The sequence below is a fragment of the Negadavirga shengliensis genome (assembly GCF_042652345.1).
In the GTDB taxonomy this organism is placed as follows: Bacteria; Bacteroidota; Bacteroidia; order Cytophagales; family Cyclobacteriaceae; genus Negadavirga; species Negadavirga shengliensis.
In genome coordinates this window covers 21,340-33,236 of the sequence record NZ_JBHSJJ010000017.1, presented here as the reverse complement: position 1 = coordinate 33,236, position 11,897 = coordinate 21,340, and the positions used below count along the sequence as shown (strand labels likewise).

Here is an 11,897-nt window from a genome sequence, read left to right as displayed (position 1 = left end):
ATAATTCGTTTTATGACAAAATTACTTCTTAAAGATGAAATATACCGCCCCCACAAGAAACATGAAGCCGACCATGTGGTTCCATCTGAACGACTCATTTTTAAAGAAAAGAAAGGTAAACAGCATAAAAACCACCAACGTGATCACTTCCTGTAACACCTTCAGTTCCACCAGAGAAAACGGCCCGCCGTTTTCCTTAAACCCGATCCGGTTTGCAGGAACCTGAAAAAAATATTCAAACAAGGCGATCCCCCAACTGATCAGTACAATGGCCAATAATCCCAGGTTTTCAAACCATTTCAATTCCTTGAACTTCAAATGTCCGTACCAAGCCATGGTCATAAAGGCATTTGAAAACATCAACAGGACAATGGTATACAGCCCTTTCATAAACCCTTATATAACAAGCTAAATCAATAATATCTATACAGGCAAGGTTTCAGGTGGACAGCAGCCCGCAATGTTTCCAGAAACTCGGGTAAGATTTGTTCACCACCTCAGGTTCCTCGATCACCACGGTTGTCCTGGTCATAAGTGGCATAAACGCCATGGCCATCCTATGGTCATCATAAGTGTGGATCCGTACTTTTTCCGGAATAGCCGCGGCCGGGATCAGCCTGAAAACCCCATTTTCGCCTTCTTCCAGTTTCGCCCCTATCTTAGCCAATTCCTGCTGCAGGGCATATATTCTGTCAGTTTCCTTGATCCTCAGGCTTTCCAGTCCGGTAAATTCACTGGATTGGCCCAATAGGGCGCAAGTAACAGCCACCGTCTGTGCCAGGTCCGGACAATGGGTAAAATCAAAGCCTTCCAGCCCGGAAACAGCTTTTTTCCTCAGACGTATACCGTCATTTTCAAAACTGGAATCCACGCCCAACTTGTCCATGATCTCGACGATCTTGGAGTCCCCCTGCAAACTGTTTGCTTTTAAGCCCTTAAGGAACAATTCACCCGTCCCGGCACAGGCCAACAGACTGAACCAATAACTGGCCCCTGACCAATCACTCTCCACGGCAAATTCCGTCGGGATATACTCCTGAGGGGCGATTTTGATGACATTCTCCTCAAATTCATAATGAATCCCGAATGTTTTCATCAGCTCCAGGGTCATCTCTATATAGGTTCTGGATCCCACTTTTCCGGTAAGTTCCAGATTAAGTCCCTGGGGCAGCAAAGGCGCATTCATCAGCAATGCGGAGATATATTGGCTGCTGACATCACCCCTGATTTTCACCTTATGGGTGAGCTGTCTGTCAAAACCCCTGGTTTGCAAAGGAGGAAAACCTTCATTTTTCAAATAGGCTACCTCTGCCCCTATTGCACGCAGGGCATCTACCAGGATCCCGATGGGGCGTTCGCACATGCGCGGTGTTCCCGTAAGTATTTTGGTTTTCCCTGTCAATGCCGCATAAGCCGTCAAAAACCTCATCGTGGTACCCGCGTCCAACACATCGTAAGTGTCAGGGTCTTCCCGCAACAACCTGATCATGGTCTGCGTGTCCCTGGCCTCCGCCAAATTGGAAAGCTTGTTTTCTCCCTTGGTGAGGGCATCTATGATCAAAACCCTGTTGCTTTCGCTCTTTGAAGATGGCAGGGGTATGGTTACCTTTCCAAAACCACCTTTTAGGGGCAATTCTATTGTTTTCATCGAAATTAAGGTTTCTTCTGGATTACTGGATTATTTGTGGGGGTTCTCTCCACCGTGGTTGGATTCAGACCGGACGGGAAAGAAAGGCCTGATCAAATATCCCGCGGGTTTATTATACTTCAATCCCATTATAAAAGTTCAGTGACTGAATGATCTCCTCCCTTCCTACAGCAATATTGTAATCGCATTCCCCGATTCTTCTCAGCAGGGAAAAATTCAGCACGTTGCCTTCATTTTTCTTGTCCTGAAAGCAAAGCTCGATAATGGGGCCAAAGTCTTTTTCGGGAATAGAAACCTTGCCAAACACAGCCAGTAATTTTTGCTGGATGGTGTCCAAATCCGTTTTGGGCATCCTCAGAAAGCGGTGTGATAAGTAGGCTTCAGCCACCATACCGATGGCAATCGCCTCTCCATGCAATAGATGGTACGGGGTATCCAGAAAATAAGACTCGATGGCATGCCCTATCGTGTGGCCAAAATTCAGGATTTTCCGCAAGCCATCTTCCTTGGGATCCTTGTCTACCACGTCTCTTTTTATCCCCACAGAGACTTCTATAATGTCTTTCCAGGGTTGCTGCTGCCAGTTTTCCGTTTTCAGGCTGTTGAAATAATTCTCGTTACGGATAAGGCCGTGCTTAATGATCTCGGCATACCCCGATCTCAGTTCCGCCTCCGGAAGTGTTTTCAGAAAGGCTTCACTGATGATCACGCCTTCCGGTTCATTGAATACCCCAATGTGGTTTTTGAAGCCATTAAAGTCAACTCCAAGTTTTCCGCCCACACTGGCATCCACCTGGGAAAGAAGCGTGGTGGGGATATTGATGAAACGGATGCCCCGTTTATAAGTGCTGGCGCAGAATCCACCCATATCCCCGGTCACACCCCCTCCTAAGTTGATAACCAACGCTTTCCGGTCAAATCCGCTTTCTGTCATCCACTGCCAGATCTCCTGACAGGTATTCAGGTTTTTATGGACTTCACCCGCTGGAAAAGAATGACCCAGGTGCTCAGGAAGATGGTCAGCGACCAAAGGATAACAATCCCTGGCGGTATGGCTGTCCATAATCAGCCCGAGCTTTGAGTATTTCTTTGTTGCCAGATAGCGTTGTAGGTCTTGCCCGATGTTGGCAGAAAATATAATCGTCTCCAAAGTTGGTTTTTTTGGTAAAGATAATATTTAAAGCTTTAAATCGTCTTTTTCGTGGGCACTTCTTCCCTCAGCTTTTTCTCCTGTCTTTTAACCGACTCTTCGTGAATGCAATAAAGCAACTCCTTCATGAATTTCTCGCTGAGGTTTTTGGCTATGCCTTTTTGTGTTCTGGAATCCATCACCTGTTTCCATCGGTCTGCTTGAAAAACGGTCAGGTTGTGCTCTCTCTTATGGGCACCGATCTGGTCGATAATGGAAAACCTTTCGGACAAAAGATCCAAAAGCTGATCATCCAGGTGATCTACCGCGTTCCTGAGATCCTGCAGTTTTTCTGAAGGGTGTTCGGTCTGCAATGGGTGCTTGAAATCGATACTGTCCAGGATGTCCTTAAGCTGCTTGGGTGTCACCTGCTGCTTGGCATCGCTCCAAGCGTTGTCAGGATCATGGTGCGTTTCGATCATCAGTCCGTCCAAACCGAAATTGATGGCCCGCTGAGCAGTTTCTAAAATACCTGCCCTGTTACCGACTATATGGCTGGGATCATTGATGACCTGCATCCCTTTCCATATCCTCTTCAGGTGGATGGGCATGGACCAGTTGGGTTTGTTTCTGAATTTCTTGTCATAAGCATCGCTGAATCCTCTGTGAATGGCTGCCAGCTTCTCGATACCTACGGCGTGCATCCTTTCCAGCGCTCCTATCCAAAGTTCCAGGTCAGGGTTCATCGGGTTTTTCACCATAACAGGAATATCTACTCCCCTCAGCGCCTCGGCAATCTCCTGCACGGCGAAGGGGTTTACAGTAGTCCTGGCACCGATCCAAAGCACATCCACGCCATGTTTCAGCGCCATTTCCACATGGGCAGTGTTCCCCACTTCGGTGGTGATGGGGATATTCAGGTGATGGCGCACGATTTCCATCCACTTGAGGCCATCTTCACCAATACCTTCGAAACTGCCGGGTCTGGTCCTTGGTTTCCAAATTCCTGCCCTGAAAATATCAGGTACGGCATTGGCGGCCAACATGTCCTGGCACACTTTCTCTACTTGTTCGGGAGTCTCCGCACTGCAGGGACCCGCGATGATCAGGTGCTCTTTTTCCAGGCCTAATCCCCAATCTTTCGTTTGTAAGTGATCTTTCATTTTAAATTTACAGTTAAATAAAAAAGCCCGGTTCTTGTCGAACCGGGCCCTTTGGTATGTTTATCTTTTAGTTTATTTTTTCACAAGACAATACGCAGCTCCGATTCGACCTTGGGGACGAAAATAAAAGTAAAAAAAGCTAAAATATGTAGCTGCGATTCTTTTCATGACCCAAATTTAAATGACCTATCTTAAAAATCAAACAGTTCACTGGTTTTTCTTTAAATTTATTTGGAAATGGGAGAGATCGGCTGCTTTTTCAAAACAAAAACATACAGCAACGCCTTCTTTGAACAGCCGGGGGCACGAATTTGAGCCATCAACTAACTTTTTTTGTTTTATTGTTTTTTTATTTATCTTTAATCACACTTCCAAGATCCTGTGTTATGGGAAAATATTTTTGCGTATGCATGGTACTGCTTCTGACAGGCTGTGGCAAGATGAAAAACAGCAATAATTTGAAGCCCAAAATCATCGAGGAAATCAGCTTCAAAGCCAATGATTTCATTTCGGTAAACCCTGCCTATACCCGCTTGATAGAATCCGATTCGGGTAATTATCTGTTTTGATGAGGATCACTTCAGGTACATGATTGTAAGATTTGAGTAAACCAAACTGATTGTGCCGGTGAGCGCCTGTGTGACCTATGTGACGTTTCCGTTCCATATTGTTGTCCGCCCTGCCGGGGCAGAGCTGTTGTCACGGGCCCGGCAAGCCGGCCCTGTTGTCATTGTTGTCAGGGTCCGTTGGGCAGACGCACACCGCTTTGACCACAGTCCCGCTCAGCGGGACCGACAACCACGACAACCGAGCGCCATCCGGGCGCGGGACAACTTCCTTTTATATCCGTGAAGGCATCCATACTTCTCATATTCGGAATGAACGACTCGGGAGAATTGACAATCAGGACGACAGGCTGATCCTTGTAGTTTAATTTTTTGAAGACACTGTCCATAATGATTCCATTTTCATGTAAAAATAAGGATCATAACTCAAATCCCCCTCCGCCCGTCTTGCAAAATCAAATGAACTCTATCTAAATCCAAGAACAAAACCACGAAAACACCTGTTTTTTTGATATATTTGCACCTTGATTTCAACCTCATGGAGACCAAACCCAACGTTTCTTTTGAAAACCTGCAGGCGGCTTTTGCCCACAAGACCGACAAGGAACTGAAAAAAATGTACCATATCTTCGGATTGATGCATTATCCATTGTTGGTGAAACTGGGCATAGGCATAGCCCGCCTTGGGTTCAAGCTGGGATTGCCCATCAGAAATACGATCAAAAAAACGGTGTTCAGCCAGTTTTGCGGTGGGGAAAACATTGACGCCTGTGAGCCGGTTGTCGTACTTCTCGCCAAGTATGGTGTTGATGCCATCCTGGATTATTCCGTGGAGGGGAAAAAAGATGAAGACAGCTTTGAAAACACCAAAGAAGAACTGTTGAGAACAATAGCGGCCTCTAAGGGTAGAAAAAACCTCCCGTTCACGGTCTTTAAAATATCAGGCATAGCAGACACGGATATTCTGGCAAAAAAACAAGCCGGTAAAACCTTGTCCGAATCAGAAAGCAAGCGATTTGATCTGGCAAGGGCCCGAGTAATGGGGCTTTGTGAAACAGCTTTCAATGCTGATGTCCGGATCATGGTGGACGGGGAAGAGAGCTGGTTTCAGGATGTGGTGGATGGGATGGTATTCGAAGCCATGCAGAGGTTTAACCAAAAAACAGCCATTGTGTTCAATACCTTTCAGATGTACCGGCACGACATGCTCAGAAGGTTAAAAGACGCACACCACGATGCCGTAGCCAAAGGATATTTTCTGGGCGTGAAACTGGTAAGGGGAGCTTATTTGGAAAAAGAAAGGGAGCGTGCAGAAAAACTGGGATACAAAAGCCCTGTCCATGAACTGAAACGCGACACGGACCGGGATTATGACAAGGCATTACAGTTTTGTGTCAACAACAAGCAGCGGGTCCACCTTATCAGTGGCACGCACAATGAGCTCAGCAATCTGGTACTTTCAGAACTCGTAGACCTCCATGGCATGAAGCGCTCCGATGAAAGGGTGTACTTCGCCCAGCTTTATGGCATGAGCGATCATATTTCCTTTAACCTTGCCAAAGCAGGCTATAACGTGGTCAAGTACCTCCCTTACGGGCCGGTAGAAGAAGTATTGCCCTATCTGTCCCGCCGGGCTGAAGAAAATTCCGGCATATCAGGCCAAAGCAGCCGTGAGCTCCAACTGATAAAACAAGAAATACGCAGGCGAAAGCACCTGCCGAAACTTCCAAAAATAGCATAACGATTCAATCCATGCAGTTACTCAACGAACAAGAAGTAGAGAGAAGAAAAGACAGGGAAGCCCTGATCAACCTTGGTATCAACCCTTATCCGGCCATTTCCTTTCCGGTAAATGCCTCGGCTGAGGACATCCATAGAAACTACGAAAACCGGAAAAACGATTACAAGGGTATCTCCATAGCCGGAAGGCTCATGAGCAGGAGAATCATGGGGTCCGCCAGCTTTGCAGAGCTCCAGGACAGTACCGGCCGTCTTCAGATCTATGTACGCAGGGATGATATCTGTCCAGGGGAAGATAAGACGTTATACAACACGGTTTTCAAAAAACTTTTAGGGATAGGTGATTTTATCGGTGTGAAAGGCTATATCTTCACTACCCAGACCGGTGAGATATCTCTCCACGTGCAGGAATTGATCATACTTTCCAAATCGGTAAAACCTCTGCCTATAGTCAAACGAGATGATGACGGGAATGTCTATGACGGTTTTACGGATCCGGAACTTCGTTACAGACAGCGTTATGTGGACTTGGTGGTCAATCCGGAAGTGAAAGAGACTTTTATCACCCGCTCCAGGATCATCTCCAGCATGAGAAGATATTTCGATGACCATGGCTGGCTGGAAGTGGAAACGCCTATCCTGCAGCAGATCCACGGAGGCGCGGCCGCCAAACCTTTCCAGACCCACCATAATGCGCTGGATATGCCCCTATATTTGAGGATTGCCAACGAATTGTACCTTAAAAGGCTGATCGTTGGCGGTTTTGAAGGCGTATACGAGTTCGGTAAAATGTTCAGAAACGAAGGTATGGACCGTACCCATAATCCTGAATTTACCGCCATGGAAATCTATGTGGCTTATAAGGACTATGTCTGGATGATGGAAATGGTAGAGGACCTTTTGGAAAAAACAGCCCGGGCGGTACTCGGCACCACTATCGCAAAGGTAGGCGAACATGAAATTGAATTTTCAGGACCTTACCGAAGGTTGTCCATGTATGAAGCCATCCAAGAATATGCCGGCGTGGATGTGAGCCAAATGGGCGAAAGCGCGATCAGGAAAGTATGCGACGACCTTGGCATCGAAGTGGACGACTCCATGGGAAGGGGCAAACTCATCGACGAAATCTTCGGAGAAAAGGTTGAGGATCACCTGATCCAGCCTACTTTTATCACCGATTATCCTATAGAGATGACCCCCCTGGCAAAGAAACACCGGGAAAAAGAAGGGCTTGTGGAACGTTTTGAGTTGTTTGTCAATGGCAAGGAAATCGCCAATGCTTATACGGAGCTGAATGATCCACTGGACCAACGCGAGCGTTTTGAGGACCAATTGAAATTGGCGGAAAGGGGTGATGACGAGGCCATGGCCATGGATGAGGATTTCCTCCGTGCCTTGGAATACGGCATGCCTCCCACTGCAGGACTGGGTATCGGGATCGACAGGCTATGTATGTTGCTCACCAATAAAAGTACCATACAGGAGGTTCTTTTCTTCCCCCAGATGAAGCCGGAGAAAAAGGCTAAAATTGCCAGCGACGGGGATTTTGAGGCATTGGGTATCCATCCGGGCTTGATCCCTGCTATCAGGGAACTGAACATCCATACCCTGGAACAGCTCAAGTCGCAAAACCCCAACAAACTCTTCAATGATGTCTGTGGCAAAAGGAAAAAACTAAAACTCGATGCCCCCAATCCCAGTAAAGAGGAAGTGGAGAAGTGGATCGAAGGATAAAATTAAAAAAAGCAAATTCCTTTGGACCATGGACCTGGATCTAGGCCCATGGTTTCCATAAGCAACTATATTTACTGACAACTATGAAAAAGCCATTTATAATCATTGTCATCCTTTGGACAACAGGTTTGTTCACAGGCTGTTCCCGGGATTTTGAAGAAGAGGAAGCGGTAGAAGCCATCAATTTAGCCTATATGGATTCCACTGTGAGACCCCAAGACGATTTCTTTATGTTCGTCAATGGCAGATGGATAGCGCAAACAGAAATCCCGGCAGACCAAGGGAGATGGGGCAGTTTCCTTGAACTCCGCGAATTCAACAATGACGCGGTATTGACCGTTTTGGAAAGGGCCAAAAATAACCCCACCGATTATCCGGAAGGCAGTGACCAACGCAAAGCCATTGACTTTTATACCGTTGGCATGGATTCGGTCTTGGCTGAAAAGAAAGGGTATGCCCCCCTTTTACAATGGTTTGATCATATTGACAGGATCAAAGACAACAAAGACCTGCAGGAGTTCCTCCACCGCCAGCAACCCTACGGCATGGGGGCATTTTTTAGCATGGGCGTCAACACAGACGCCAAAGATTCAGAAAAAAACGCGCTTTACTTATCCCAGGGTGGCCTGGGTTTGCCAGACCGTGATTATTATGTGGACGACTCCAATGAAAAGTTCAAAGAAATAAAGGCAAAGTACGAACAGCATATTGCGGAAATGCTCCGGAAAATCGGATATGAAGAAGCGGATGCCAAAAAAGCGGCTTCGAATATTCTGGAGTTGGAAACCAGGTTGGCGAAGGCCAGCAAGACCCGTATAGAGATGCGTGACGCAGAAGCCCGTTATAATAAATTCACGGCCGACGAACTGAATGTGCTCACGCCTTCCATCGACTGGAAAGCTTATCTGGATGCCATAGAAGCCGATACGGATGAACTGATCATCTCTACTCCGAAATTTATGGAGGAACTGGAAAATATCCTTCGAACCATGCCGGTTAATACCTGGAAAGAATACCTTACCTGGAAAGTACTCGACAGGGCCGCCCCTTATCTGAGTCACGATTTTGTAAAAGCCAATTTTGATTTTTATGGACGGGAACTCCAAGGTACCGAAGAAATGAGGGCAAGGTGGAAAAGGGTGCTTGCCAGCGCCGAATATGCCGCCGGAGAAGCCATAGGCAAACTTTACACCGAAGAATACTTCCCCCAGGAAGCCAAGGACAAAGCCATGGAAATGGTGGACAACATCCTGGAAGCCATGGGTGAAAGGATCCAAAAGCTGGACTGGATGACCGATGAAACCAAGGAAAAGGCCATGGAGAAACTTTCCACCTTCACTGTCAAGATAGGCTTTCCGGATGAATGGAAGGATTACGGTGATCTGGAAGTGGATGGCGATCCGGAATCGGCCTCATATATTGGCAATGTCCTGCATGCAGCCAACTTCCGGTTCCAGGAAAGCCTGGACAAGCTGGGGAAACCCGTGGACAGATCGGAGTGGTTCATGACACCCCAAACGGTAAACGCCTACTACAATCCTACCTGGAATGAGATCGTTTTCCCCGCCGGCATTCTCCAGCCGCCTTTTTATAACTACAAGGCAGACGCTGCCGTCAATTACGGCGGGATAGGAGCGGTGATAGGCCATGAGATTTCCCATGGATTTGATGATCAGGGAAGCCGCTATGATGCCCAAGGCAACCTCAAAAACTGGTGGCAGGAAGAAGACCTGGAAAACTTCAAGCAGCGTACCGACCAGCTGGTAGCCCAGTTTGACCAATATGAGCCCTTGGAAGGGGTCTTTGTAAAAGGAAACCTGACTTTGGGAGAAAATATCGGTGATTTGGGAGGCGTTCTGGTAGCCTATGACGGGCTGCAAAAACACCTGGATCAACATGGACGTCCGGAAAACATTGATGGGTTCACCCCTGAGCAAAGGTTTTTTATCTCCTGGGCCACCGTATGGAGAACCAAGAGCAGGGACGAAGCCCTGAGAACCCAGGTCCAAACCGATCCCCATTCCCCAGCCCAGTACCGCGCCAACGGCCCCCTTGTCAACATTGATGCCTTTTATGAGGCCTTTGATGTCAATGAAGGCAACAATATGTATGTGGCACCTGAGGACAGGGTGAGGATCTGGTGATGAAATTGCAGGAAGGGGGAAAGGTGAATGGAAAGGTTTCGCCCGTGTTTACTATTCCCTTTTCCCGATTCCCCGTTTCCTGAATGCCCAATGAAAAGGGAATAGGGAAAAGTTAATGGGGGGATTTCGTTCGATTTCCGGTTCCCTTTTTACTGTTTTCTGAATAGTCTGTGAGTGGCGAATGCCGTAAAGTAAATGGAAGGTTTCTGCACGATTTACTGTTCCCTGTTCCCGATTCCCCGTTTCCTGAATGCCCTGTCAATGGTGAATGCGGTATAGGGAATAGAAAGTTTCTGCGGCAATCGCTGTTAAACTTTCATTCACGTTTCTGAGCAAAAAGCCAATCCAGCAATTCAGGTGTGTTGGTAATTGGCTCTGTAAGATTGTGCGCTTTATCGGGATACTCTGTATAATGGGGATTTCCTCCGGCTTTTTTGATCGCCTCAATCATACTTCGGGACCCACTTACCGCAACGAACCCATCTTTTGCTCCGTGAAACGCCCACACAGGTACATCCACCATATTGGGAGCAAGTGCGGGATTCCCCGCTCCGGCGATAGGAACTGCCGCGGCAAACAACTCAGGCCGCGTACCGATCAGGTGCCAGGTGCCATATCCACCCATAGAAACACCGGTCACATAGCGCCTTTTTCCATCAATCGGGAACTCTTTCTCCAAGGCTAAAATACACTCCAACACCAGGAAGTCGACTTCCATGTCACTTGAACGGCCACCCCACCAGGAGTTAAGAGGACATTGGGGTACAAAAAGAAAGGCAGGGTATTTTATTCTATTCTCCGGTTTGACCAATATTTGGGGTAAAATCGTGGTTACAATTTGCCTTGCATTATCACTTCCACGTCCTCCGCTTCCGTGGAGGGATATCACCAGGGGGTATTGCTTGGTGGAATCATAATCCAAAGGCTTCATCAAGCGGTACCGCAAGCCGTCTCCCTGGCCGTTCACATAGGTCCGGGCTTCAAACGGCGCAACGATTTCTGCCAGCGCTTCATGCACATATTCCGGATGACCTAACATCCAATGGCTTTCATTGGCTACTCTAACGCCAACGAACAGCCCAGCCACCATAGCAATAAACCCTACCGCATTCATGGTGCCCACCAGCGCCTGTTGGCGGGAAGCACTGTCTTCCCCGGCCATTTGCCTTTCATTACGGAAATTCAGAATAAAAAAAACAAGGCCTATACTGCTGATAAAAGATGCCCCCAACTGTACTTCTGATAGGAAACCACTGGCCCGAATATCGACGGAACCCATCCCCCAGATAAAAAAAGACAGCATGATGAGCCCGGAAAGGGCCATGAATATACCGGCTAATTTTAACCACCTTCTTTTGCCCGCCGCCGAAAATATAAGACTTAATCCGTGAAGGGTATTCATTCCTATAACCAGGTAAACAGACGGGTAGTAATAAACTGAAAGTTCATAGGTAGCCAAGAAATCGAGTAACAGGACAAATTGAAAAACATGTGGCGCCAGGAAAACCACCCCTGCCCAAAAAGGGAACCAATATTGTTTGTAATGATAGTATCTCAGTAGAATCAACAACCAAACCAACACCATCAGAAACTGGAAAATGGCTGAACTGGCAAGTGATTGCAATCCCAACACCCTTTCTCCCAGCGCAAAAGAAATGATAGACATGAAAAGCCCCACCAAAAGGTACATTATCGTAAAAAAGATAGCGGAAGAATAAAAATCACGGGTCATACGCGTTTTCTTAAAGGTGCTTTAATAAATATAAGGATTTA

The 11,897-nt window shown here is 47.1% G+C and carries 10 protein-coding genes; 4 read left to right on the top strand and 6 right to left on the bottom strand.

Translation table 11 applies throughout. From position 1 onward, the window contains the following. Positions 1 to 21: 21 nt before the first annotated feature. From ACFPFU_RS21675 to ACFPFU_RS21660, 4 genes are all read right to left on the bottom strand, one after another. The gene (locus ACFPFU_RS21675; protein WP_377068072.1) at positions 22 to 390 is read right to left on the bottom strand and encodes a DMT family protein; all 369 of its coding nucleotides are present in this window, start codon (positions 388 to 390) and stop codon (positions 22 to 24) included. 49 nt (positions 391 to 439) lie between these two features. Next, complete coding sequence (locus tag ACFPFU_RS21670) at positions 440 to 1,648, bottom strand: 3-phosphoshikimate 1-carboxyvinyltransferase (RefSeq protein WP_377068070.1); 1,209 nt, start codon at positions 1,646 to 1,648, stop codon at positions 440 to 442. A 112-nt stretch (positions 1,649 to 1,760) separates the two neighbouring features. Further along, positions 1,761 to 2,798, bottom strand: coding sequence for a 3-dehydroquinate synthase (gene aroB / locus ACFPFU_RS21665; RefSeq protein ID WP_377068068.1), 1,038 nt, complete (start codon positions 2,796 to 2,798; stop codon positions 1,761 to 1,763). 35 nt (positions 2,799 to 2,833) lie between these two features. Then, the gene (locus tag ACFPFU_RS21660; RefSeq protein ID WP_377068066.1) at positions 2,834 to 3,940 is read right to left on the bottom strand and encodes a chorismate mutase; all 1,107 of its coding nucleotides are present in this window, start codon (positions 3,938 to 3,940) and stop codon (positions 2,834 to 2,836) included. Between the two features lie 386 nt (positions 3,941 to 4,326). Here ACFPFU_RS21660 and ACFPFU_RS21655 point away from each other — a divergent pair, with 386 nt between their 5' ends. Next, positions 4,327 to 4,509 (top strand): hypothetical protein, encoded by a 183-nt coding sequence (locus ACFPFU_RS21655; RefSeq protein WP_377068064.1) that lies wholly within the window; start codon positions 4,327 to 4,329, stop codon positions 4,507 to 4,509. A 167-nt stretch (positions 4,510 to 4,676) separates the two neighbouring features. Here ACFPFU_RS21655 and ACFPFU_RS21650 read toward each other — a convergent pair whose 3' ends face one another. Next, the gene (locus ACFPFU_RS21650) at positions 4,677 to 4,895 is read right to left on the bottom strand and encodes a hypothetical protein (protein WP_377068062.1); all 219 of its coding nucleotides are present in this window, start codon (positions 4,893 to 4,895) and stop codon (positions 4,677 to 4,679) included. 119 nt (positions 4,896 to 5,014) lie between these two features. On the opposite strand from ACFPFU_RS21650, the gene ACFPFU_RS21645 reads away from it, so the two are divergent. The 3 genes from ACFPFU_RS21645 to ACFPFU_RS21635 all read left to right on the top strand — a co-directional run bounded on the left by ACFPFU_RS21645 (position 5,015) and on the right by ACFPFU_RS21635 (position 10,124). Beyond that, positions 5,015 to 6,247, top strand: coding sequence for a proline dehydrogenase family protein (locus tag ACFPFU_RS21645; protein ID WP_377068060.1), 1,233 nt, complete (start codon positions 5,015 to 5,017; stop codon positions 6,245 to 6,247). Positions 6,248 to 6,258: 11 nt separating this feature from the next. Next, positions 6,259 to 7,980 (top strand): lysine--tRNA ligase, encoded by a 1,722-nt coding sequence (gene lysS, locus ACFPFU_RS21640; RefSeq protein WP_377068058.1) that lies wholly within the window; start codon positions 6,259 to 6,261, stop codon positions 7,978 to 7,980. Positions 7,981 to 8,063: 83 nt separating this feature from the next. Beyond that, positions 8,064 to 10,124: a M13 family metallopeptidase gene (locus ACFPFU_RS21635; RefSeq protein ID WP_377068056.1), complete on the top strand. Its 2,061-nt coding sequence runs from the start codon at positions 8,064 to 8,066 to the stop codon at positions 10,122 to 10,124. Positions 10,125 to 10,440: 316 nt separating this feature from the next. Here the strand turns inward: ACFPFU_RS21635 and ACFPFU_RS21630 are convergent, their stop codons facing one another. Then, on the bottom strand, positions 10,441 to 11,856 hold the full coding sequence (locus tag ACFPFU_RS21630) for a carboxylesterase family protein (protein ID WP_377068054.1): 1,416 nt from the start codon (positions 11,854 to 11,856) through the stop codon (positions 10,441 to 10,443). Positions 11,857 to 11,897: the final 41 nt, after the last annotated feature.

Bases quoted from the DNA above. Each gene is read 5' to 3' on its own strand.
- ACFPFU_RS21635 (WP_377068056.1), top strand. From the start codon at position 8,064: ATGAAAAAGCCATTTATAATCATTGTCATCCTTTGGACAACAGGTTTG.
- ACFPFU_RS21630 (WP_377068054.1), bottom strand. From the start codon at position 11,856: ATGACCCGTGATTTTTATTCTTCCGCTATCTTTTTTACGATAATGTAC.
- ACFPFU_RS21675 (WP_377068072.1), bottom strand. From the start codon at position 390: ATGAAAGGGCTGTATACCATTGTCCTGTTGATGTTTTCAAATGCCTTT.
- ACFPFU_RS21670 (WP_377068070.1), bottom strand. From the start codon at position 1,648: ATGAAAACAATAGAATTGCCCCTAAAAGGTGGTTTTGGAAAGGTAACC.
- lysS (WP_377068058.1), top strand. From the start codon at position 6,259: ATGCAGTTACTCAACGAACAAGAAGTAGAGAGAAGAAAAGACAGGGAA.
- ACFPFU_RS21650 (WP_377068062.1), bottom strand. From the start codon at position 4,895: ATGGACAGTGTCTTCAAAAAATTAAACTACAAGGATCAGCCTGTCGTC.
- ACFPFU_RS21655 (WP_377068064.1), top strand. From the start codon at position 4,327: ATGGGAAAATATTTTTGCGTATGCATGGTACTGCTTCTGACAGGCTGT.
- ACFPFU_RS21660 (WP_377068066.1), bottom strand. From the start codon at position 3,940: ATGAAAGATCACTTACAAACGAAAGATTGGGGATTAGGCCTGGAAAAA.